The sequence below is a fragment of the bacterium genome, from assembly GCA_030018315.1.
GTDB lineage: Bacteria > Hydrothermota > UBA3073 > JACQXS01 > JAGMCI01 > JASEGA01.
In genome coordinates this window covers 11,497-36,890 of the sequence record JASEGA010000012.1, presented here as the reverse complement: position 1 = coordinate 36,890, position 25,394 = coordinate 11,497, and the positions used below count along the sequence as shown (strand labels likewise).

23 protein-coding genes are annotated in these 25,394 nt (G+C 33.9%); 4 read left to right on the top strand and 19 right to left on the bottom strand.

The features are described from left to right. Positions 1-359: 359 nt before the first annotated feature. The 19 genes from QMD71_05275 to QMD71_05185 form a co-directional block, all read right to left on the bottom strand. Positions 360-965 carry a class I SAM-dependent methyltransferase gene (locus QMD71_05275; protein ID MDI6840242.1) on the bottom strand — a complete coding sequence of 202 codons (606 nt, stop codon included), beginning with the start codon at positions 963-965 and terminating at the stop codon, positions 360-362. Positions 966-1,029: 64 nt separating this feature from the next. After that, positions 1,030-2,148, bottom strand: coding sequence for a glycosyltransferase family 4 protein (locus QMD71_05270; protein MDI6840241.1), 1,119 nt, complete (start codon positions 2,146-2,148; stop codon positions 1,030-1,032). 3 nt (positions 2,149-2,151) lie between these two features. Beyond that, on the bottom strand, positions 2,152-3,309 hold the full coding sequence (locus tag QMD71_05265) for a glycosyltransferase family 4 protein (protein ID MDI6840240.1): 1,158 nt from the start codon (positions 3,307-3,309) through the stop codon (positions 2,152-2,154). Between the two features lie 43 nt (positions 3,310-3,352). Beyond that, on the bottom strand, positions 3,353-4,819 hold the full coding sequence (locus QMD71_05260) for a hypothetical protein (GenBank protein ID MDI6840239.1): 1,467 nt from the start codon (positions 4,817-4,819) through the stop codon (positions 3,353-3,355). Between the two features lie 15 nt (positions 4,820-4,834). Beyond that, entirely contained in the window at positions 4,835-6,010 is a 1,176-nt protein-coding gene (locus tag QMD71_05255; protein MDI6840238.1) for a glycosyltransferase family 4 protein, read from the bottom strand. A gap of 31 nt (positions 6,011-6,041) precedes the next feature. Further along, complete coding sequence (locus QMD71_05250; GenBank protein ID MDI6840237.1) at positions 6,042-7,694, bottom strand: carbamoyltransferase C-terminal domain-containing protein; 1,653 nt, start codon at positions 7,692-7,694, stop codon at positions 6,042-6,044. A 19-nt stretch (positions 7,695-7,713) separates the two neighbouring features. Further along, positions 7,714-8,745, bottom strand: a complete 1,032-nt coding sequence (locus QMD71_05245) for a glycosyltransferase (GenBank protein ID MDI6840236.1) — start codon at positions 8,743-8,745, stop codon at positions 7,714-7,716. A 49-nt stretch (positions 8,746-8,794) separates the two neighbouring features. Then, positions 8,795-9,196, bottom strand: coding sequence for a GxxExxY protein (locus QMD71_05240; protein ID MDI6840235.1), 402 nt, complete (start codon positions 9,194-9,196; stop codon positions 8,795-8,797). Positions 9,197-9,230: 34 nt separating this feature from the next. Next, a complete protein-coding gene (locus QMD71_05235; protein MDI6840234.1) occupies positions 9,231-10,007 on the bottom strand; it encodes a glycosyltransferase family 2 protein in 777 nt (258 codons plus the stop codon). Between the two features lie 97 nt (positions 10,008-10,104). After that, positions 10,105-11,223 (bottom strand): glycosyltransferase family 1 protein, encoded by a 1,119-nt coding sequence (locus QMD71_05230; GenBank protein MDI6840233.1) that lies wholly within the window; start codon positions 11,221-11,223, stop codon positions 10,105-10,107. A gap of 49 nt (positions 11,224-11,272) precedes the next feature. After that, a complete protein-coding gene (locus tag QMD71_05225) occupies positions 11,273-11,452 on the bottom strand; it encodes a hypothetical protein (protein ID MDI6840232.1) in 180 nt (59 codons plus the stop codon). After that, on the bottom strand, positions 11,452-13,029 hold the full coding sequence (locus tag QMD71_05220) for a hypothetical protein (protein ID MDI6840231.1): 1,578 nt from the start codon (positions 13,027-13,029) through the stop codon (positions 11,452-11,454). The genes QMD71_05225 and QMD71_05220 overlap by 1 nt, the downstream gene beginning before the upstream one ends. Further along, positions 13,026-13,856 (bottom strand): class I SAM-dependent methyltransferase, encoded by an 831-nt coding sequence (locus QMD71_05215; protein ID MDI6840230.1) that lies wholly within the window; start codon positions 13,854-13,856, stop codon positions 13,026-13,028. Before QMD71_05215 ends, QMD71_05220 begins: the two co-directional genes overlap by 4 nt. A 48-nt stretch (positions 13,857-13,904) precedes the next feature. Beyond that, positions 13,905-15,092 carry a glycosyltransferase family 4 protein gene (locus QMD71_05210; GenBank protein MDI6840229.1) on the bottom strand — a complete coding sequence of 396 codons (1,188 nt, stop codon included), beginning with the start codon at positions 15,090-15,092 and terminating at the stop codon, positions 13,905-13,907. A 15-nt stretch (positions 15,093-15,107) separates the two neighbouring features. Next, positions 15,108-16,646 carry an oligosaccharide flippase family protein gene (locus QMD71_05205; protein ID MDI6840228.1) on the bottom strand — a complete coding sequence of 513 codons (1,539 nt, stop codon included), beginning with the start codon at positions 16,644-16,646 and terminating at the stop codon, positions 15,108-15,110. Between the two features lie 45 nt (positions 16,647-16,691). Beyond that, positions 16,692-17,378, bottom strand: a complete 687-nt coding sequence (locus tag QMD71_05200; protein ID MDI6840227.1) for a class I SAM-dependent methyltransferase — start codon at positions 17,376-17,378, stop codon at positions 16,692-16,694. A 3-nt stretch (positions 17,379-17,381) separates the two neighbouring features. Next, a complete protein-coding gene (locus tag QMD71_05195) occupies positions 17,382-18,770 on the bottom strand; it encodes a radical SAM protein (protein MDI6840226.1) in 1,389 nt (462 codons plus the stop codon). 22 nt (positions 18,771-18,792) lie between these two features. Continuing rightward, complete coding sequence (locus QMD71_05190) at positions 18,793-19,746, bottom strand: hypothetical protein (GenBank protein MDI6840225.1); 954 nt, start codon at positions 19,744-19,746, stop codon at positions 18,793-18,795. Positions 19,747-20,459: 713 nt separating this feature from the next. Then, the gene (locus QMD71_05185) at positions 20,460-20,951 is read right to left on the bottom strand and encodes an arginine decarboxylase, pyruvoyl-dependent (GenBank protein ID MDI6840224.1); all 492 of its coding nucleotides are present in this window, start codon (positions 20,949-20,951) and stop codon (positions 20,460-20,462) included. Positions 20,952-21,062: 111 nt separating this feature from the next. On the opposite strand from QMD71_05185, the gene QMD71_05180 reads away from it, so the two are divergent. The 4 genes from QMD71_05180 to QMD71_05165 are packed head-to-tail and all read left to right on the top strand — an operon-like array spanning position 21,063 to position 25,175. After that, the gene (locus QMD71_05180) at positions 21,063-21,986 is read left to right on the top strand and encodes an ATP-binding cassette domain-containing protein (protein MDI6840223.1); all 924 of its coding nucleotides are present in this window, start codon (positions 21,063-21,065) and stop codon (positions 21,984-21,986) included. Positions 21,987-22,040: 54 nt separating this feature from the next. Continuing rightward, complete coding sequence (locus tag QMD71_05175) at positions 22,041-22,205, top strand: hypothetical protein (protein ID MDI6840222.1); 165 nt, start codon at positions 22,041-22,043, stop codon at positions 22,203-22,205. An 8-nt stretch (positions 22,206-22,213) separates the two neighbouring features. Next, on the top strand, positions 22,214-24,346 hold the full coding sequence (locus QMD71_05170; protein ID MDI6840221.1) for a Gldg family protein: 2,133 nt from the start codon (positions 22,214-22,216) through the stop codon (positions 24,344-24,346). After that, positions 24,336-25,175, top strand: coding sequence for a DUF4340 domain-containing protein (locus QMD71_05165; GenBank protein MDI6840220.1), 840 nt, complete (start codon positions 24,336-24,338; stop codon positions 25,173-25,175). The genes QMD71_05170 and QMD71_05165 overlap by 11 nt, the downstream gene beginning before the upstream one ends. Positions 25,176-25,394: the final 219 nt, after the last annotated feature.

Genomic DNA, 25,394 nt, shown 5'->3' with positions numbered 1-25,394 from the left:
TGCATAACCAATATTCAACACATATATCAAATGCGGCTTCATTTTTAGGATAAAACGTAGAAACTTTGTAATACTCTGTATATTTTTGACATCCCGATAGATAATATTAATCTCAAAAGTATCGGATAGACGACTCAGTAATCCTCTCGCCCTTTGGCCCATGGTACTGTCATAGGTCCCGTTTACTAAAACACAAACTCTCATTCTATGCTATTTTATTAAAACAACTACTTGAGTATATGAGAACCTTCTTAACCCAGTAAAAGCACGATATAGCCAGCTATCAAAACATCTACAAAATGCTGATATTAAGCTATAACGATATTTGAATATTTGCCTATCAAAGAGGAACATAAAATTTATAATAGAGTTCTTATTTCTACTATTTTAAATGATTTTTTCATTATTTTTATATCTTCGTATGTAAGAGGATGCTCAGTTAGAGTCCCATATCTTGGGATACCAAATTTACCTGCTACATATTTACGGAAGAAGGCAAGTAGTTTATTAATTGCAAAATTCTCAATAAAAACAGCTTTGCCGCCATCTTTTAAAATACGATAGGCCTCACTTATTGCAAATTCAACACAAGTATGATGAAGAAGATAGCCACCGAATACAGCATCAAATCTGTTATCTTTAAAACCAAGAGCTTCAGCAGACATTTTTAAAAAACTGATATTATCAAGATTGTTCTTTTTCGCTCTTATTAAGGCTAAACTAAGTATCCCAAGAGAAATGTCAATACTAACTACTTTACTACCCATTTTTGAAAAAAGACAAGAAAACTTGCCATCACCACACCCTAAATCGAGAATCTTTTCAATACTTACATCACATAAAGCACTGAGAGCACAATAAGTAAATGCATCATCAAGATTATAGTCTTGACTATATTTTTTTTCTTCTAACTTTATTGAAAGATTATCAAAAAATTCCTCTTCTAATTCTTGCCTCTTACTCATTATTTTTGCAGCTCACAGATTGGTTACACTCACCAATTTTTAACACAGAAGTAATTGCATTTCACTATTCTTTAATCTTATAATAAACCTCCTCTATTGCTTCTGCCATCTTATTCCATGAGTATTTACTTACAGTTTTACTCGCCTCACTACCTATACTAACACACACAGCTTCGTTATGAGACAAAAAATTTACTTTGTTAATTATTTCAGATAGATTTGTTGGATTTTCCAAGATCATACCATCTTTTCTATCAGTTATAATCTCGGATGAGCCGGCAAATCTTGATACTATCACTGGTAAACTGCAAGCCATTGCCTCAAGAACTACATTTGGAAATGGGTCGTAAAGACTGGGGAATACAAAAGTATCCGCTACTTTATAAATTTTATTAATATCTTGCTTGAAACCAAGAAATATTACCTTATGCTCAATATTGTATTCTTTTACCATTTTTGTATAAAATTTCTTTCTACGACCAGCTATTAAAAGCTTAACATTAGGTTCTAATTTTGGAATAGCTGCAAGTAGCCAATCTAATCCTTTTCTTCTACCTAAATCTCCTACAAATAGTAAAATGAAATCAGTTTCGTCCAAGTTAAACAGCTTTAGAAGCTTTCTTCTGGTATCTTCACGTCCATCAGGATTGAACTCTTCTAAATCAACACCATAATATATTACATTAATCTTTTGAGGTTCAATGTTTACCAGATTGATAAGCTCACTTTTTATTTTGTTTGAGACTGCTATGATTTTTGCCCTTCTATTATATTTGTAGCTCAACTTTTCAAGCCAACTGTTAAATAGAGTGTAAAAGCGGTGATAGACGCATTTCTCAAGTCTAATTTTTCTCCATGCAGTGTGACAGAAGTGGCAAGTATTTACATGATAAGGGGTATAGCAGACACCACCATTTAAGTGAATGATATCATACTTTTTATAAAGAAGCTTTAGTGTTGCTATGACATAAAATACGAGACACCTTAATAAAGTGGGTTTATCAAAGAATGTAGGGATGTGATGAACTATTATATTACTCTTGTCTAATAAGTTTCTATCTATTCTATTAATATAAAGATGAATATCATGCCCTTTATTGGATAGGTATTTTACAAGCTCATAAATTGACCTACCCTGACCGTCATTTTTTATTACATTATGCGTCACTATAGCTATCTTCATAATTTATAAATTTCTACTGTGTCTTGATAAACTCAGCCATACTTCCTCAACCTCTTTTATCATTCCATTTACTCCAAAATATTTTTCTACTTTTTCTCTTCCATATTTGCCCATGTTTTTGCAAAGCATAGGGTCTTTTAAAAGCTTAATGCAAGCATTCGCTATTGCTTCAGAATCTTTTGGTGGAACCAAAATTCCATCCACTCCATCTTCTATAATCTCTTTTGGCGCTCCTATTCTACTTGCAATCACAGGCTTACCTACAGATATAGCTTCTATAATTACAAGCCCAAATGGCTCGGGTCCAATGGAGGCATGCACTATTATATCTGATGCTGCCATAATATCAAGTACATCTTCCCTGTAACTCATAAATATTACACTATCAGTTAATTTGAAATCAGTTACTAACTTTCTTACCTTATTAGCATATACTTTATCAGAATCAGATTCAGCCCTGGCATCACCTACAAGTAGAAATTTAGTAGTAGGAAATGCATTCAGTATTTTAGGTATAGCTTTGATAAAGTATTTTTGACCTTTCCATTCCATAAACAAACCAACCATTGTTACAATAGGCACTTTTAATGGTAGGTTAATAGCTTTTCTCAATTCATTTGTAGAATTAATCAAGCTCGGGATTTCTATACCGTAATAGAGTAGTTTTACTTTTTTTGATAACTTTTTACTCAAACAAGTTTCAAGTGCAATTTTCGTATACTTGCTATTTGCAAGTATCACACTTGTAGGGATACAAAAAATTAATCTATTCATTAGATCCAGTGTCACAAAAGAATGCCAGTAGAAAATAGATGGCCTCATAGTAAGATAGGCAGCAATTCCACCGTAGATATGTGTTCGCTCACAGTTGCTAAACACTACATCAATTTGCTTAAGCCTGATTAAAACAGTTATTTTAAGTATAGTTATAAACACTTTCAAAATGTTTCTTAATCTACCTGAGTAGATGACTCTTACTTCAATCCCTTTATTTCTATATTTATCCACAAGCTCACCCGGTGATAGAAATAGGAGGAGAGGCTCAAATCTTGTAGTATCTAAATGATTAAGCAGATGAGTTAGAACAGTCCGGGGACCTCCTTTCTGGTTTGCATACCCTTGAATAATTAACACTTTCAGCCGTCTCTTCAGATTCATCATTCTTTGTTTTTATTCGTCATTAGTTATTTCTTTATTCTTTTCGTCATTCGCCATTCATCATTTTTTTATTTTTATCCTCCTGTTGAGACAAGCTCTCCTTTGCTACCCACCCTATTATGAACCAGATAATTGGTCCTACACTATATAGTGTCAAGTCACCTGCAATAAAAGTGATTACCATAATAGAAACTATGGCTCTATATACAGGGTCGCCCTTCTTCCTATACAAATAGAATGCTATTTTTATTGTATAGTAAATTATTAAAATAAACAAGGTTATACTTAAAAGTCCACTACTCATAATGAGTGCTGGAATATAGCCCTCTATATCTACAGTACCGCCAAACTTCATTGTAGCCAGCGTTGCAGCACCCAACCCAGTCCCAAAAGGATTGGAGAAAAATGCAAATTGTAAAGCATACACATATTGGATTAGATGTGCAAGAAGAGTTGAGCCTTTACCAAATGGATCAAAAATTCCAGCAAATAGATGGGCAAGTAATGTTTTAATTTTACCCACAGGAACAGGTCCCTCTATAATACATGGAACACTTGTAGCCCATGCTATTACTACATAAATAACAATGCATATCAAACTCAGTACTACAGTCTTTTGAAAATTCTTAGTCCCAAGTGCAAAAAACAATGCTATTCCAAAGAGGATAGCAAAAACACTGCCCCTTGCAGCTATAACCAACAACGCAAAGAACATTGTACCAAAAGGAGCTAACATAAATAAATTAAAAGGCTTTTTAATAAACATATAACCAATAGCAAATATGCCAGAAATCAACAAGTATAATGAATATTCCTGATTGTTTGAAAATGTTGAAAATGGCCTCATGTGCTCACCTATTTTAAGTGCTACGTAACCACCATGTTGTATCCAGTATTCTTCAAAACCAGTAAATCCAAAGTAAACCTGATATATTCCATATATTGCAACAAGAGTCCCAACAATGAGAATAATTCGCCAGATAGTTTCTTCCCTACCATTTTGAAAAAATAAGCCAAAATAAAAAAATAGCAAAGGAATAATATGAAATTTAATACCACCTAATCCAACAAATATATTACCCTGAATTGGATTAAATATTTGAAAAATGAAAAGGAAAAGAAGTAGCGTAACACAACGGACAAGTTTACTTTTCTTAAAATAGCTGTAAAGTTTGGTATTCTCAAAAATTAAAAAATATGAAAGCATAAATAAAACAAAGGCATCATAGACAATTAAGATTGGATCTAACCCAATGTAGGGATTAAACTGATAAATGTATCTGCGGATAAATGCCATAAACGGTAAGTATAAAAGGATTGAAATCACACCTGTATATAGCCTAAGACAAGAAGCACCAAGTATAAAAATTAAAGTTGTTATAAATAGTAATCTGACATCATTCTCAATTATCCCTCTACTAAATAAATAAATGAGTAATCCTATTAGAAGAACAACGATAACCTTCTTAAAACTCTTTGCCCCAATAATAGGATATGACTTCAAGAATTGCATTATCTTTTTACCCGATTAATTTGCTGTATAAACTTTTACCATCTCTTCCACTATTCTATCCCAAGAATAGTATTTTTCAAATAGATTTCTGCCCGCCATACCAATTTCATTTCTTATATTCTCATCTTTTATAAGCTCTTCTATTGTATCTCTTAATGCATCACTATCACCAATATTGGTGAATAGCACATTCTTGTGGTCTATTAAAAATGGTGGTGTATCCTTACCTTTTGTAGTTATCACTGGTAAGCTATGCTCTAATGCTACAGGAAAAGTAGTATGCCTGCCAGAGAGACCAGTTTTTAACGGAATTACATAAATAGTGCTTAAGTTTAACAATAATGAGACTTCATTACAATTTACAAAATTGGTCCATACTATGTTTTTCTCTATATCCAATTTTTTAGCTAATAATTTAAGGTTATAGTATCTACTGTCATTAGAAATTTTACCAATAATAAGAAGCTTTAGCGGATAATTTACATTCTTAATTGCTTTAAATAAAGTTTCGTAATCTTTATCCCAGTTGACTGTGCCAAAAATTGAGAGTATAGCTTCATTTTGACTTATCCCATACTTACTTCGGATTGTATCTTTTACAGAAATTGGAAGGGTAGATTTCGCAAGTGGTATATTTGACCCAATAAATACTTGAAATATGCGTCGTCTTTTATAAGAAAACAGTTTACTTATTGCTCTATATCTTGAGTTTGCTGTAACAATTACTTTATCTGCAATAGCTATTATGAAAGGCATCTTTAATCGCTGAATAATGCTTATAAAGAAGTTCGTAGACGAAAAGAATAAAGGGTCGTAAAGCTCATGGAGAGTGATTACAATTTGAGCAGTTGTTAAAAACTTGCACCCTAATAAGAAGAGTAAAAAATTGAATCGCCACCATTTGTACATATATGCAGTGTATTGAATATGCACAATATCTGGAGCTATATTTTGGATTAGTCTTATAAGTTTTACATATTCTGTTACGGTAAATTTATCAAATAAAGGGTATATATTTTTACCACGAGAAATACACTTTGATGTAATTATATAAGTGTCAAAGTATTTTGAGAGAGTTTTAGTATAAAAGTAAGAATAGTCCTCTACACCACCAACCATAGGACGAAATACTGGTGAAATTATGCAAACCTTTCTTATTTCTCTCTTACAAGTACAATTAACTTTTTGCATTATTTACAGGAGACTAAATAACTTATTATCTCTACTTACTAACAATGTAATTACCAATAGCTAATATGTCTACGCAGCCTGCTTTAAAATGCTCAATAGCATCTCTTGGTGATCTGACTATTGGTAGACCATGTTTGTTAAAAGAGGTGTTCAACACCATAGGAATACCTGTAAGTTTGTAAAATTCGGTTATTAATTTCCAATACAATTGATTAACTTCTTTTCTAACTACTTGTGGTCTTGTAGTCCCATCCACATGAACTACTGCAGGAATTAATTTTTTCTTGTCTTCTTTCACATCAAAAGCCATTACCATAAATGGAGCTTCTCTATAATTAATAAAGAATTCATCTACATATTCTGCTAATATAGATGGAGCAAATGGGACAAACCATTCGCGTTTCTTCAAATATAGATTAATTCTATTTTTAACCTCGCAATTCCTTGGGTCTGATAAGACAGACCTGTTTCCGAGTGCTCGTGGCCCCATCTCCATTTTTCCTTGAAACCACCCCACTACCTTATCATTTATAAGTTCTATTGCAACGGTTTTTGCAATATCCTCTACTTTGGTATAATTTACATTTGCGAACTTTAGCTCATCTTCTATTTCGTTCTCTGTGTATTCTGTTCCATAGTAAACATGGCTAAGTCTACCTGTGAAGGTTTTGCCGGAAAGCCGATGGTGCAATTCCAGTGCTGCCCCTAATGCAGTGCCACCATCACCAGCGTCAGGAAAGATATAAAAATCATCAACCCCAGTCTCTTCCATAATCCTTTTGTTTACCTTTACATTCAAAAATACACCACCAGCAGCACAGATGTTTTTAATTCCTGTCTTCTTAATAGCATTTTTAACAAACTCTACTACTACATCTTCAAGCCTTTTTTGACAAGCTGATGCAAGATCCTCTCTCCTATTGGTAGCAAGTTTATCAACAAATATATACTTTTCATTAATAGAAGGCCATTCTATATCAGTGTTTGACCTGAAAGTCCACTTTATTTTGGACCTAAAGGATAATTTATCATAATCTATTATTGAAGACATAAAACTATATAGGGGATTAGGGTCTCCATAAGCAGCTAATCCCATAGTTTTATTCTCTCCTTCTAAAGGAATAAAACCTAAAGACTCAGTCACAGCTTGATAGAATAAACCGATACTATCATTTTCACCAGTATGAGCTATTCTACATATGTTACCATTTTCACCAATATTTACTGTAGAGGATATACTGTCTCCAAAGCCATCCACTGTTAAGATGAGTGCTTTATCTATACCAGAAGTTCTGTAAGCTGAAGAGGCATGGCAAATATGATGCTCAATAAAATAAATTGGCTTCATAAACAACCTATGAGAGATAAATTTTCTTCTTATTGTTGCAAATCCTAATGCACTTTTTAGAAGAATAAAAGATTTTAAAAATTCCTTTTTATAAAGGCTTAATAGAGCAGCCTTCAATGAAGCTGTTACAGGATTTAAGCCTGCTATAGCAATAGCATCTATATCAGTAGAAGACAAACCACTTAATCGTAATACTTCATTAATAGCGAATATAGGAAAGCCTGACTGGTGTTTCTTCCTTGTAATGCGCTCTTCAGCAACTACTGCTAAGATGTGTCCATTGTCAATTAGAGATGCTGTTGCATCATGCCCGAAATGAATTCCAAGGATTCTCATCCTAAATTTTAGTAAATTATTACCCTCGCGTCCGTCTTGTTAGATTGAATTGGACAAAGCCAATAAGAATATGAAATCCTATTAGGTAGTCCAGCGCCCAGTTAAAAATTACATGGCATATTTGGTCAATTGCTCTTACTTTTATATTATATTTTTTAAGCCTCAATCTTATTCTCTGTAAACGACAGAAGTCAAATATCCAGAATATGCCTATTCCAATCAGGAGTCTTATGAGGAAATTAAATGGGATTGGGAGTAAGTAAAAAACTACTATGTGATAAGTTTTTACAAGTGCACGGAATAAGATACGGTCAGTATACGCAACGGTAGCAAGTAATCCGGGATGTTTTCTATTTAAATATGCAAAGTAGCGGAAAAAAGAAGCGCCCTTAACAATCTTTGGAAAAGAGTTATATCTTACAGAGTGATATATTTTCATTCTGTGATTATATACTATTTTGCCACACACTGATTCTACTCGAAACCTTATATCCCAATCATCAGCCCATGGAAATATAAGAATAGGGTCAAAATAGCCAACTCTATCAAGCACTGTTTTAGTGAGTGCTAAATTACAACCAGCTATTGTACCTTCTCCTGTATTTATTATGTGAATAAATGGCTCATACCTTGATATTGGACTTTTTACAGGCCCATACACACCAATAAAGTCGGCTGAATTGCTAAATTTTGATATCTCATCAAGCCAGTTTGGGTCAGCTACACAATCAGCGTCAGTAAAGGCAATAATGTTGGATTTGGAATGCTTAATTCCAAGGTTCCTCACTGCGGAAACGCCCCTATGTTCCTGCTTTAAATACCTCAGGTTATGATATTTATTACATAATTCAATCATTAATTCAGCTGTCCCATCAGTAGAGCCATCATCACACACAATTATCTCAAAGTTATCTCTTGGATATGTTTGGTTTTCCAATGACTCAATGAGTAGTTTTAAGCTATCTTTCATATTAAATGTAGGAACAACTACACTTATCTTAATATCAGCCCCCATAACTACAGATTTTACCTGAATCTCTTTTGAAACCACAGATAAACACGGGTAAACACAGATTTAAAGTATCTGTGTTCATCGTTTTTTAAACAACTAATCTTTTATACTCCAACTTAGGCTTAGAGAAATTTAGTATCAATCCAACTCTACATTTAGAAATTCGCAGATAGTTCAATAATTGTGCTTGGTGGACATTTGTAATCCTATCCACAGATTTAACCTCAACTATCACTTTTTCATCCGCTACAAGATCGGCCATGTATGTACCGACTTCTTTCTTCTTATAGAAAACTCTAAATCCTTTTTGTCTCTCAATTTTCTTCCCTTTTAACTCTAAATCCCAAGCAAGTGAGTTCTCGTAAACCTTCTCAAGTAATCCACAGCCCAATTCATTATGTACTTCAAAGGCAGAATCAAGAATATCACCTGTAATATCTTCGTAAAGGAGATGGCTGTTCATTTTATCTTGGCAACCACGGATAAACACGGGTAAAATTAAAAGTATCCGTGCTCATCAGTGTTCATCTGTGGTTCATATTTTTAGCATCTTTATACAGCTCCCACAATTTTGCGTGTTTTACAAACTGATAGAATGATTTCAAGACAGCCGCTATAAAGCCACCCTGTCCATCTAAGAAGCCGCGTTTCTTAAAGAAGAGGAAGTAAAAATACCGTAGCGACGTCACTACCATCTTAAGACAGTTAGTTTTTACTCCGGCGTTAAATAAATATCCAGCTTCATATGTAGTGTATTTATTAGTAGAAGAAATAAAGCTGGAAATGTCGTGATGTGCAAAGTGAAGCATTGGATTATTTAAAATGCCAACTTTACCTTCAACTAATAATTGTTCGTGTACACGCTTACAAGTAAATTTACCTTTGCCTTTCTTAAAAAGACGTAGCCCAACAGTATCTCCTGCTATATGTTTTAATTGTATACCAAAATAAAATTCATTTTTCCTTACCCAATATCCATTATATTCAGGATTTGATGCAGTTATACTCTTTATTTCGGACGCAAGCTCGGGAGGCACTCTCTCATCTGCATCAAGAATCAATATCCAGTCCCCAGTAGCAATACTAAAGCCATAGTTTTTATTCTCCTCCCATGCATCTTCAGGTCCTTCATGTTTCCTTACAATAACCTTATCTGTGTATCTTTTAGCAATGTCTGCAGTCTTATCTGTACTGCAGTCATCTATTACAATAATTTCATCAGCCCACTTTACACTCTTTAAACAATCTTCAATATTTTCTTCTTCATTATATGTAGCAACTACAACAGAAATACTACTCATAATTTTTTATTATACTCTATTTTTAAATCTTGTCAAGCTTCATTAGAGCCATTACGCTTAATAAAAGACCATGAGGCTAACTAAATCTTTAAATATGCTAACTATTGTAAACTTCCATATATGTCCTAAATGTTGCCTCAGCTGCACGCTTCCATGAGAATTGAGATCCCCTATCAAGCCCCATTTTTATAAAATTTTCTCTTAGTTTATTGTCATAAATAAGACTGGTCATCGCTTTTATTATAGATTCCTCATCCTCTGGATTCACAAGAATACAAGCCCTATCCACTACCTCAGGGATACCTGTGCTATTGGAAGCGATTACAGGACAACCGCAACTCATAGCTTCAAGTGGAGGTAACCCAAAACCTTCCACCAACGAAGGAAATAGAAACAATAAAGCAGCCCTATAAAGATTGGCAAGGTCAGTATCAGATATTACACCTGTGAATATAACCTCACCTTTTAGAGTTGAATTTTTCAATAGTTGTTTTACATCGCTTGAGCAATTCGCTTCACTGCCAACGATTACAAATTTTAACCCCTTTTCTCTTATTTTTATGTATGCACAGAGAGATGTTTTCAAATTCTTATTAGTAAATTCGCCTACTGTTAGAATAAATTTGCTGTCAATTTTATATTTCTCACGAATTATAGAATGATTAAAAGGTTGAGGCTTGAATATCTCACGGTCAACCCCGGGATAAATCACTTTGATTTTATCTGGTGAAATTCTTAATTTGTTAATAATATCAGACTTCGACCAATAAGATATTGTAATTATCTGCTTGACTTTCCTTATAGAATAGCGTTGTAACTTGAATTCTTTTGAATGCGATAAGTAAAGCGACCAAGAATCAGTGAGATGAAGTGGAATCAAATCGTATACAGTTGCCACAGTCCTACATGGTTGAAAGATAGGAACTACAAGTTCTAAACTTGGTCCAAGACCGAGAGTAAAATGAAAGACGTCCACATTGGTTTTGAACTCTATAAATTGCTGCCAGAACCAGTTGTAACGAGAGTATCTCTTAAGACCTACCTTTTCATAATCTTTAATAATACCTGGATATGGTTTACCTTTAAAAATATAGAAAACAAAATCTTCGTCAGGATATAAGTGAAGCAAATTCTTAATTATATTGTAAGTATAGACACCTATTCCTCTATACAAGAGTGGAGTTTGTAAAACACGTGCATCTATCCCAATACGCATACCAAACTCAAAATCCAATACAAAGATAAAAGGTCAAAACATTTTATACTCACTTTACCAAAAACTTCTTTATCAAAAATTCTACCATAAACCATGACGGCTTTTGACAAGAAAGTTCAAACATAAAAACTGACTGCAAATTGATAATAAAAGATAGTTCATGTGCTAACTCATAGGTAGTAACCACAGCACCACCTGTCGGAATGTTATACACTAATGCAATTCTCATTATTTAACCTTGTATATCTGAATATCAGTCGTTTTATACACAAGCTCAAATCTATTTGGATACTTTTTGAGGACTGGTAAAAAATAAGACAGTGATAAATCTTTGCCTGGTGTAATTACACTCCCATAAGGAATTAAAACTCCATAGTCCGCTTTTAATACATCATTTATATTATCCAATACTCGTATAGTTTGCCGTCCAGTGTATAAATTGACCTGATAATTATTAAGCGATGCCAATACTGCATCAGGAGACACATTATCTTTTATCCATTTGTAAGCTATCATTTTCTCGTTCCATAACAAACCAGCCTCTTTACCTCCCTCATGTCCATATCTATGAACATTATAAATATAACCAATATCCCTTTTTAAGCAAGAAATTATAATGAGTCCAATGAGCACGTAAAAATATAACTTTGGAGTGTAAAATCTGCGATTTTGCATGTCCACAGAATTCTGCGAACAATAACATAGTTGTTGCACTCCATAAATAAAGTAATAAAAGATAAATGGAGTTAGCGGAATTAAGAACCTATCAGGTGGAAATGGCCAGAGAAGGACAATCCCTGTATAAAAGATCATGTAAAAGTGTAAAAGACGAAAACCACCGAGAATAGGTTTTGAGCTTTGAGTTTTGAGTCTTAAGTTCTTAAAAGAATATAAGAATCCTACAATGGCAACTAATGAAAATATGAGTTGTAAAAGTGGATATAGAAAAGGCATTTTCATAATTGTAGTCATATTTAGAAATGTCCAACTTATTGAAAACGGAAATATAATTCCACCTATACCTCTTGTAATAACAGACCATAAATTATTGCCTACCCTTATAATTAAGTCAAAAATGCCTATTGTTCCTAAACTTAGATGTTCGAGATTCTTATACCAGAATTCCGGTATATAACCGATAGTTTTGTGTGTCTGTGTATACCAAATCCATGGCGACATAAAAATAATTAGCAAAAAATAGATAGGTATACTCCTCTTGAGCTTCACTTTTATAAAATAATAAATTACAACAGATAAAATTAGAGATATACCAATTCTCCTTGTTAGAAACGAAAACACACCAAACAAAGGAACTAAAAATAACAAGATATTAAACCTATTTTTAGTAGAGTAGTAAGTGGTTTCTAATTCTGTAAACATAAGAGCAAGTATAACAAATAGGGAATAACTCATCTCAGACATTACTTGAACAGAAAGGCTAAGTATGCCAGGATTTATAGCTGTTAAAAGAGTAATTAACAAAGCAGTATTTTTAGTTGTATAATCACAGTTGGTTAAAAAAAAGTAAACACTTACAAGAAATAAAAGTGTCATAATTATAGAGACAGACTTTAATGGAATTATGTTTTGTGGAAATTGAGGAAATAGCTTTAGAATAGGAGACAGGATAGCAGGAAAACCTATTGGATAGCGGGGAGATGGAAAGCCTTTTCCATTGATGAGACACTTTGCAAGCCAGATATACACTCCATCATCGTATATCTCACCTACTACTTTAGGATTAAGTGCAAAAATATAAATAATAAGTGCAAAAGCAAGAATGTATAAAAGAAGTCTATTTTTCATCTTTTTTGGCCATGGTGTGGCTTTTTTGCAATTATTCTTAACTCATCGCATTTATTTATAAGAAGTTGGAAGTAAATTATCAACTTCTTAATCCAGCCCCTGAATAAATTGGGAGATGAAGGTGGTTCAAGGCAACTGGTCCGGATATTTACAATCTCAAATCTGTAAGCGAGAAGTGGTAATAATGTATTAGGCTCAAACTGCCAGACATGCTCATCAGGACAGAGGCTTAACCATCTTTCTTTCATCATTCTTGCTATTAAGCCTGCATAATTTGGGACATTTAGAAAAAGTAAGCCACCGGGTTTTAGAACTCTATACACCTCTCTAAGTGTGCAATTGACATCGAGAATATGTTCTAACACATGATTCATCAAAACAACATCAAATTCATTATTAAGAAAGTTCATGCTTTCTGGCACACCAATATTTACATTACAGCTTTCTCGTCTTGCTATTTCAACAGCCTTCTCATCTATATCTATACCAATAGCGTCAAAACCTCTTTTTTCTGTCTCCTTAACCATTAATCCGATATTACACCCTATATCCAATAATTTACCTACTTTCACATATTGTTTCACTCGACGAATTTCACCCTTCGAAATCTCTCTCCAAGTTTTCTCATCTTCTAAATGGGCTTGCGTATCTCGTGAGATAGATTCATAGTTTACCTCAGGGATAGGGAAAGTGCGTACTAACCTGCAACTTTTACACCTCAATAGTGTAAACGGATAGTCAGAAATGCCACGTCTATTATAGTATCCTTTAAGGATTTCACTGTATTCACTACATCCACAGATACATATAATCTTTTCAGTAATCATATATAAGGACTCTTATAATCGCAATATTCAAGACTTCTTTGCATATATTTATACACTATTTTTTGTCTTATTAATAAGTAACTGTTTATAAAGGTTCTCTGTTTCAGTGATAATTTTATCCCATGTAAAATATCTATCCACCTTCTCTTTACCTAACTTGCCCATCTTTTCCCTTAAATTTTTATCTTTCAATAACTTTATTATTGCATCAGCAATAGATTTGGGCTCCTGTCTTACGAGTAAACCATCAACTCCATCACATATTATTTCCCTCAATACTGGAATATCTCCACCAATAACAGGCTTACCCATTGCCCACGCTTCAGTATACACAATACCAAATGCTTCCTCATAGGAGGGCATACAAAAAACGTCGCAACAGGCATAGGAACTGGATTTTTCGAATCCATTAATAGGAAGCAATTCAATGATTCTTTTGTCATTTTTAATTATTGGTTTACCAGGACCTACAAATACAAAATAAGTATTGGGGTATTCCTTCCACACAATTTCAGTAGAAGAGTGCATTGCATTATATCCTTTGCTTTTTATTTTCCTTCCAACAAATAAAATCATATTTCCATTAATAGAGTATTTTTTTCTAAAATAATCTGGATCGTAATTTTTATTAAGTATAGGGGCGGATGGTACAACATAAATTTTTTTATCATTTATTCCATACGAAGCGAGTAGATTTTTTTCGTAATTAGTTTTTGTTATAATTCCGTTTGCCATTTTGTATAATTTTATATCTAATAAAGAATCACCCCATCTTTTGTGATGAATATGAGGCAAAACTATAAATGGTTTTGCTAATTTATTACAAACTAATGCAACACTAAATCCTAATAATTCAAATCCTACACCATCGAATTCTACAATATCTGCCCACTCTATAAACGGCAATAGTCTTATGTTCCACACTCTATCATACATCCATATAGCTAAGGATTGCGTGTTTGAGTTAAAGTGCAGTTTATATACGGGTAAAAGCAATAGCTTCTCAAAAAAATGTAAACCAAAAGTATTTACCCCAACATTTCCATCCATATAGGTTATAGTATTAGAACAAGCAGTAAATCTTTTTAGAGATTGAAAATAATCAACAGGTTCATTAAATCTTGCTATAACTCGCACTTGGTGTTCCTCTGCAATTCTTTGCGAAATTTCGTATACATAGTTCTCTTTCCCTCCTATTCCTTTACCATAAGTTGATGTAACATATAAAATCTTCATTTTATCTGAAATACTCTATGCTGCCAACTTGTATAAGTTCTTTAAAATAGCCTTGTCATAGTCGTCTAAAAAATTTGACTTCAATACGATAAGTGTGTAAATTCCTAAAAAAATGAGCCCACTCACCCCACATATACATAAATTTGTCAACCTCGATAGACTTAAGCTATAGAGACCCAAAATGTATAATAGGGCGTAGGTTATTATTCCTGATACCAGAGTCGCAATCAGTGGCACTATTGTAGTTCGCTTAATGAAACCATTAAATGGTATTTTCAAGAAGTTATTAAACCGTATAATAAACAGAAGCGAACCAATAAATAGTGCTATTGCAGTACCAATCACTGTGCCAAAGAATCCGTATTTTATTATCAAAGGGATAGAAAACAAAAAGTTCAAACCCATTGCAAGTAGATACGCCTTTACTTGTATTTCTACTTTTCCAATTCCTATACCAATGTGGTATCCCATTACAGTCTGAATATTCAGGAGCATAACTACTGCAAGGATTTGTATTACCCTTGTTGATAAAGTATAGCCCAGTCCCATCCACGCTAACATAAAGACAGGTGCTATAACAAATATAAATCCCATAATAGGAAATAACAAAAAATTCAAATACTTTAATCCCCTAATATAAAGCTCTTGCAGCCTCCTTTCGTCTTGTAAGGCATCAAGCTCAGAGGCTACAGGGATTACTGCTGATGTAAACATAGCCAAGAAGGTTCTTGCTTTGTATACAACCCTTTGCCCAAGTTCGTAAAATGTGACAAGTCCCATTAATAAGAAATGACCGATAAGTAGTTTATCAAGTGAATCATTAATAAGGCAGGCTATATTAATCACACGCAGTTTAGTTCCGAAACTAATCAGTTTTTTAATAATTGTTTTATCTATTGCAAAAGGGTTGAAATTAAGGGCTGGGTAAATCTTATATCCAATAATTAAATTTACTATTCCAGCGACTGTTGTTACCAAAGCAATGTTCACCATAAGTCCCCTAAATCCATAACCAAGTTCCAAAAAACTAATAGTGCCAATGATGTTTAAACCAGAAATCACAATATCAATTTTATTTGATACATCCATACGTTGTAACCCTACCTGTATAGCCCTATAAACACTGGATATGTTTATAATTGCAAAGCTAATCAACCCTATTTTGAGTGCAAATATAGCATCGCCCTCAAGTTCAGGAGAGATATTAAAGAAACCAAGTATATACTGTATAAAACTAAAACCGATAACAATAATAAATAGGGATAGTCCGAGGTAGAAAACAAGTCCTGAATTTACGAGTTTATTTATTTTTAAATCTTCTCTTTTAGTGTAAAACTCAGCTATATATTTTACAATAGGGGTACCGATTCCAAGGTCAAGTAAACTAAAATAGCCTGTTATCACTCCTACAATTGCCCATATGCCAAATTTCTGTACTCCTATGTAATGAATGATGTAGGGAATAAGTAAAAAGCCCACTATTATTCCCCAAAAATGGCCAATTATATTAAATACAGTATTCCTGACAATATTCTTTGTTATTGAGAGTTGCATTTTTTCTACTTTAACCTTTTTGTCCCATTGCTATTAAAGACATTCCTATTTTGGAAGACCTGTCTGCCGACAGGCAAGATTAGCTATTCTTTCTACTCCTACCAATAGGGGCAAAAATTTATCAAATAACATCGTCTGAAGTATTGGATATTGCTTCCTTTTCAAAATCCTGCTGTTCACAAACCAGCTAAATAATCCTGTTAAATTATAAAAAAATATCCTTTCTACATAGAAGCCCGACTGCTTCAGCTTATCGTTCAGTTCTTCTTTGCTGTATCGTCGCCAATGTCCAACCCTAATATCCATTGTCCCATAAGCCCATTGGATAGCTGGGACCATAAGTAAAAGGTGCCCTTTAGGCTGAAGTAATTCAAACATATTTACTAAAGCTTTACAGTCATCTTTGATATGTTCAAGCACATTAACGCAGACAATTGTATCAAAACTTTTGTTTTTAAGAGAGAGAACATTGATATCAGTAATATCAAACTTATGAAATTCTAAGTCAGGATAATTTATCTTTATGTGCTGAATAAAGTATGAAGATATATCTATACCTACCAATTGACCATAATTTTTAAGCTCTTTAGTTAGATTTCCAATTCCACAACCAACTTCAAGAATTCTATTCCCTAAATAAGGCTTTATCATATTAAGAATCCATTTAGTATAGTTACGTGTCAACGTAAAAGCCTTCAATACCTCATAAGCATAGTTATCAACAGAGTACATCTATTAAAATTGGAGAAACATTGTCCAAGCTGCTTGGAAATCCATTTTTAAGTCGTTAACTGATTGTGTTCTGCACAGTCTTTTAAGTAAATAGTTTACTCGTCTATAGAACTTTTTGTAAGCTGTATGGTAATAATATTCAACTATTTTGCTATTCACTGTTGGAAGTTCTAGTATGGATTGAGAAAGGTCGTATTTGGACCAATCTGTGGTTTTGAGGTAGCCTTTTTCTTTAGCCCAGAGAAACATCTCTGTGCCTGGATAAGGGGTAGTAATATTGAAGATTGCTATATCGGGCTCAAGAGAGACAGCAAAATTGATAGTCTCTCTCATTGTTTCTTCTGTCTCTCCCGGATTTCCAAACATAAATGAGGTCCTTGTCTCTATACCTATCGACTTAGTTAATGCAATAATCTCTTTAGCCTTATCTAATGATGTTTCCTTTTTGATATTTCTCAGTATCTGCTCGTTTCCCGACTCAATCCCATAGCATATCTGGTGACAACCAGCTTTTTTCATTAACCTGAGAGTTGCTTCATCCACAAAATCTACTCGTGAAAAACATGACCATGTTATATCAATATTTTCTTCTATTATAAGACGACACAAATCCTGAATATTACTTTTAAAGGTTGTGAATACATCATCATAGAAAGAAATTTCTTTTATCCCATAACCGCTCTGAAGTAGTTTAATTTCGTTGACAATATTCCTCGCTGATCGATAGCGTGTTCTCTCTCCAAGAAAATTGCCAAAGCAAAACGTACAATGACCAGGACAACCTCGTGTAGTGAGCATACTCATTGCAGGCAGGCGCTTATATGCTCCTATGGCAGGACGGTATTTCTCTATTGGCAAAAGGTGGTAAGCTGGGAATGGTAAATCATCTAAGCATTTAAAAACAGGCCTATCAATATTGTGAAATACACTTCCTTTTGATTTATAAGATAAGCCCAAAATCTCTTCCTCTTTTTTCCCATTTACTATTTCCCAAAAAGTCGCTTCACCTTCTCCTCGGACTACATAATCGATATTCTCATCCTTCATTACTTCATCCGGTAAGGCTGTTGGATGCACTCCTCCTAATATAACTTTAGATTTTGGGTAAATTGTTTTACATATCTGAGCGACATCTAAGGCATTACCAATTGTGCTGGTAGTAGCAGTTATGCCAATAAAATTGGGAACTCCTTTCATAGTTTTTAATTTATTATATATTTTAGAAACAGAACATCCTTCAGCTTGGGCATCTAAAATTTCTACCTTTACTCCCTCTCTTTCAAGAAAAGAGCCTATGTAGGCTAATCCGAGAGGTGGTAAGATAGGATTTATTCCTCTCCATATGTTACCCTTTCTCTTATACCAGGGAGGATTAATTAATAAAACATCCATATACATTAGCTTTCTATTTTTTCTATTTTACAATTTTATATATAAAAGTATGAATAGTGTGATACACTAACTCAAATTTTTGAGGATATTTCTCTAAAATTGGTAAAAAATAATGTAGTGATAGGTCTCGTCCCGGCACATAGATACTACCATAAGGAACTAATACTACATAGTCAGCTTTTAATATTATATCTATGCTATCTAATTTACGTATAGTCCTTCTACCAGTATATAAATGTAACTGAATATCGTAGAGTGTCACAAACACTGCATCAGCGGGTGTATTTTCTCTTATCCATTTATATAGATGCTCCTTCTCTTTCCATACAAAACCAGCCTCCTTGCCGCCTTCATGTCCATATTTATGGACATCGTAAATATAACCTATATCACGCTTTAATGAGGAGGTAATAATAAGTCCGATGAACACGTAAAAATATAGCTTTGGAGTGCAAAATCTGTGATTTTGCATGTCCACAGGATTCTGCGAACAACAACATAGTTGTTGCACTCCATAAATAAAATAATAAAAAATAAATGGAGTTAGTGTAACTAAGGACCTATGAGGCGGAGAGGGCCAGATAAGGACAATACATATATAGAAAATGATGTAAAGATGTAAAAGACGAAAGCCAGAGAGACCGAGTTTTGCGTCATGCATTCTGTGTCCTGCATTTTGAAAGGAATAGAAGAATCCAAAAATAGCAATGGATGAGAAAATAAACTGAAAAAGTGGGTATAGAAAAGGTATTTTCATAATTGTAGTCATATTCAGAAAAGTTCTACTTATTGAAAATGGAAATATAATTCCACCTATACCTCTTGTAGCAACAGACCATAAGTTATTGCCTACCCGTATAATTAAGTCAAGAGCACTAATTGTGCCAAGTTCCTTATGTTCAAGATTTTTAAACCAAAATTCTGATATAGGAATAGGAATTTTTTGTGTGAAGGTATACCAAATCCATGGTGACATAAAAATAATTATCAAAAGATAAATGGGTATACTCCTCTTAAGCTTTACTCTTATAATAAGATTATAATAAGATAATAAATTATAATGGATAGAATCAGAAACATACTAATTCTCCTTATTAGGAATGAAAACACACTAAACAGAGGGACTAAAAATAACAGGATATTAAATCTATTTTTAGTAGAGGAGTAAGTTGTCTCTAATTCTGTAAACATAAAAGCGAGTACAACAAACAAGGAGTAACTCATCTCTGTCATCACTTGGACAGAAAAGTTGAGTATACCAGGGTTTATAGCTGTTAAAGATGTGGTTAACAAAGCATTATTTTTACTTGTATAATTACAGTTTTTTAAAAAAAAGTAAACAACAATGAGGAACAGAATTGTCATTCCAGTAGAAACTGCTTTTAATGGAATTATGTTTTGTGGAAATTTGGGAAATAGTTTTAAAATAGGCACTAAGAGGGCAGGAAAACCGAGTCTAAAATGTAGGTGAGACCAGATTCTCCTCGCGATGGTTAAACAATATGCAGACCAAATATATGCACCATCATCTTGCAATTCACCTACTATTTTAGGATTAAGTGCTAAAATATAGAGAAAAAGTGCAAAACAAAGAATACATAAAAGAAATTTATTGCGATTTATCATCTGTTTTAGCTATAAAGAGAAGCGATAGAAATAATAATTTTATTGATATTGGATGTCATATCACTATGTGAATATATACACTGCTACTGCAACTACAGTAGTCCAGAGTGAATTAACTCCTTTTGCCTCACAGGCTATATTTAGACTCTGTGTTATAGAAAGGCCAGAAGTTTTGTAAACCATTGAGCGTGCCAATCCTTCTGCATATATACCAGTCTCTTCTTTGGTTTTGCCTGAATCAGTAAACTCAAAAAAGTAGCCAACTTCAGTTTTAGAGGCTGGAATTGCCGCTCCTAAGGCAGCAGTGATTAGTTCATCAGCTTTTTGAGTAGTATTCTCGGCTAAAACACAGTGAATAATTTGACCCGGAGATAAAAGCTTTAAGCCCTCATCTTTGCTTATAAGGTCACAGCCGGGTGGTATAATGCTTGATACTTTTACAAGATTGAATTTGCCAATACCGGCATCTTCAAGTGCAATTGCAAAGCTCATAATGTAATCCTTGTCTCTACCTACTCCTGAAGTTAAAAAGAACTTTTTAGGAACCACCTTAATCATTATTTTATTTATATTCAATATTATAGCCTAATACTATATTTAAAGTCAACATAAATTAAATTTAAATTTTCTTGACAATGGAAGTAGAGCCAAGTATAATAGCTAAAAATGATAGAGGTCAAAAATCTAACTAAAAAATACAATAGCTTTGTAGCTGTTGATAATATATCCTTTAAAATTGAGCGTGGTGAAATTGTAGGCTTTCTCGGTCCAAATGGAGCAGGTAAGACTACTACACTTAGAGTAATAACAGGATATTTTCCACCAACTAATGGAAGCTGCAGGATTGCAGGCTTTGATATTGAGGAGTCGCCTATTGAGGCAAAGAGTAAAATAGGATACCTGCCAGAAAATAATCCACTTTATCATGAGATGAAAGTGATTGAGTACCTCGAATTCATCAGTAGCTTGAGAGGTCTCACTAACACAAAGAAAAGAATTAAAGAAGTAATTGAGGTATGTAAGATTTATGAAGTTATTGGTCAAACAATAGGTAGACTTTCAAAAGGGTATCGTCAGAGGGTAGGACTTGCGCAAACTATATTGCATAACCCTGAAATCTTGATTATGGACGAGCCAACTGAGGGACTTGACCCAAATCAGATAATAGAGGTGAGGGAACTTATCAAGGAACTTGGTAAAGAGAAGACAGTTTTTATATCCACTCATAGGCTAACCGAAGTAGAAGCTACGTGTAAACGTATCTTAATTATAAATCGTGGCAAAATTGTAGCTGATTCACCAAGAGAAGAGCTGTATAGAATAGCAAGGGGTAGAGAAGTTATTGAACTTGCACTTAAGGGACCAAAAGAAGCTATCTTACAAAGTGTGAAGAATGCACCTGGGGTTGAGAGAATAGATGTAATTGGTGAAGAAGGAGAGATAATAAGGTATGAAATTGAAACAAAGCCAGACACAGACCCAAGGGAGGCAATTTTTAAGCTTTGCACTACTAACAATTGGATAATTATTGACATGCATCGTAAAGTGACATCACTTGAAGATGTGTTTAGAGAGCTAACAAAGGAATAATGTCAAGGATAATAACAAAAATTGAGATTGATGGCAAAAAGTTAGACGCTCTTTTTGATAGAAGCATACTTGGTTGAGAAACTTGGAAACATTGATGACAGGGAAATAGATGTTATTATAGGTGCAAGAACTATGAAGGGATGGGAAATAAAACTTGACCCAAAAAGTGGAAGGCTTGACCTTACAGGACTAAAAAGGAGAGAATTTACAGAATACTGAAAAATAAAATGAGAAATACACGGATTATATTTATTAAAGAGCTCAGGGATTATTTTAATTCTCCTATTGCCTACATTGTACTTATAGCATTTCTTGCAATATCTGGATGGTTCTTTGTAGCTGGATTATTTTTATCTAACCAGGCTACGATAAACAGTTTCCTTGATATTGCACCTCTTATTTTACTGTTTATTATTCCGGCAAGTTCAATGCGTCTCATAGCTGAGGAAGAGAAGTTAGGTACAGTTGAAATATTATCTACTATGCCATTACAAGATTGGGAGATTATAACTGGTAAATATTTGGCTGCTGCAACACTACTTGTCTGCGGTATTGTATGCACACTTATTTATCCAATTTCAGTCGCTATTGTAGGACCAATTGATTGGGGTGTTGTTATCGCATCTTACATTGGTCTTATCTTTATAGTGGCAAGTTTTTGTGCCATCGGTATATTTGCATCATCACTTACAAGGTCACAAATAGCAGCTTTTATAATTAGTTTTGTATTGTGCTTCTTGTTCTTTATACTTGGCAAAATTTTACCAGTTGTCCCTACTCCGTTTGTCTCAATTATTCAATACTTAGGGATAGATTACCACTTTGATTCTATTGCACGTGGAGTTATTGACTCAAGGAATATAATTTACTTCTTATCAATGGTAAGTTTCTTTTTATCTTTCACTTTTTATTTCTATAGGAAAGCGAAACATAGAGTCGTATCAGGAGCAGCTGTTGGGGTAATACTTGGAATAGTAGTTGTTGTCAATTTTATTTCTTATCGCATTTTTACACGCCTCGACCTTACTCATGGTAACATTTATTCGCTATCAAAAGCATCAGTAAAAATGGTTAGAAATTTAGAGGATCCTGTTTTAGTACGTGCATATATGACAAAAAAGTTACCCTACCCTTATAATATACGCAGTGAGTATACAAGAGATTTATTAGCTGAGTATAAAGCTGAATCTCATGGCAAAGTGAGAGTTGAGTTCATCGACCCAACTGAGCGTGATAAAAAGATTGAGGCACAACGTGCAGGTATTTATCCACTGCAGTTTACAGAGGTAAAAGAGGGTGAGTATGGTATAAAAGAGGGGTATATGGGATTGGTCATTTTATATGGAGATAAGAAAGAAATAATGCCTGTTATTGAGAACATTGGTAATATTGAGTATGATATTTCAAGCAAAATTAGAAAATTGACTATAGGCTTTAAGAAGAATATTGGCTTTACAAAAGGACATGAAGAAATTGAGTTACATGATAGGTTAAAACAAAAGATGATGGAACAATACAACTTAACTGAGGTAGATATTGAGAAGGAGACTATTCCTGGAGATATTACAGGTCTTGTCATTCTGGGACCAAAGAAGGAATTTGGTGATACTGCTACACAAAGATTAAAGGAATTTATTGATAAAGGTGGGACTTGTGCATTCTTCATTGACCATGTAGCTGTTGACCTTGAAAGATTCTATGGTAGACAAGTGAGGATAGGACTTGAATCGTTACTTTTAGGATATGGTATAGAGGTTAAAGATGGATTAGTATTAGATTATCAGAATCAACTCGTAGGAATTACACAACAACGTGGCTTCTTTACAATACAAAACTTTGTTCCATATCCATTCTTCCCTAAGGTGACAAACTTTGACAAGAGCAACCCAATAGTACGGGAACTTGAAAGTGTAGTATTTCCATTTGTATCGCCAGTCTCGGGAGGTACTCCAATTGCGTGGTCATCAAAGCAAAGCTGGCTCCGTAAGGAGATAAGGTCTCTACATCCACTCCAGCAATACGTACCTATGCCGAATGAGGAGAAGGGACCATTTAATTTAGCTGTTACAGCTAATGAGCCAGCGAGATTCATAGTTGTTGGGACTTCAAAATGTATTGAACCAATGTATGCAAGCCCATCAAATATTGCATTATTTTTGAATACAATTGATTGGCTTGCACAAGATGAAGCTCTTATTGCTATAAGGTCAAAAGGTGTATCTGAGCGACCGTTACGGAATATATCAAAAGGCAGTAAAAAGGCTGTGAGGTGGATTGATACTTTAGTCCCATCTATAGTTCTAATTGCTGTCGGGCTTATAAGATGGAGGAGAAGAGAAAAGAGAGTGTATGAAATTTAAGTCCCTAAAGATACTTTTAGTTGTCCTTATTGTCCTTGTAGCGATTGCCTTTATTTATACAGGAATCCAAAAGAGACCAAAAGTAGTAAAGCCATTTACTAACAAGGAAATTAAGTACATAGAAATTAAAGCACAAGATACCTTATGTGTATTTGAGAAGACAGGCAGAGAGTGGCAACTTAAATTACCTGTTGAGTATGCAGTTGATACAGCTGCATTTAACCGCCTAATTAAAGGATTGAAAGATTTAGAGATTGGCGAGGTAATCTCAAAACGAACTGAAAAGTATGCAGACTTTGGAGTAGATGAGAGTGGAACTGAAGTCAAAGTTTGCTATGGAAAAGACACAGCTGTGATAATCCTTGGTAAAATGGCAAGCGACTTTGAACATTGGTGGATTAGATTACCTCCTAAATCTGAGGTGTATTTGTCAAAAGGGCTATCAAAGTATATAGTTAATAAACGACCAGATGACTGGCGTGACCATACTATACTTTCATTTAATAAAAATGAGTTAAGAGAAATAGATTTGGACGGTCAAAAGATTGAAAGTCTTGACACATTATGGATAAAAGATGGTAAACCTATTGAAACAGCAAAGATTGACCAAATTTTAGCCCTTTTATCAAATCTAAGAGCAGATGGGTTTTCAAAAGAAGAGGGATTTGAGCCCGAATTTACTGTAAAACTAACATTTGAGGTAGGTAGTGAAGAAGTGCTACATATAGGTAAAAAAGTAAATGCACAGCATACTGCAAAGCTTGAAAAGAGTCCTGTTATTTTTTTACTTAACTCGTGGAAAATAGACAGGCTGAAGGAAGCCATGTGAAGCACTTCGTCTTAATACCTTTTTTCCAGTTTTCTTCAATATATCTATAAAACTTAAAATCCAAAAAATTAAAAAAAGTGTTTAATCTATTAAAATTTGATCGAGTAGCAAACTGTCCAACTAACCAACTATTTTTGCATTTTGATATGTCCCCAGGATGCTGTGCATAATTTTGACCCTGAACTTGATTCAGGGTGATTTTTAATTTTTGATATCCTA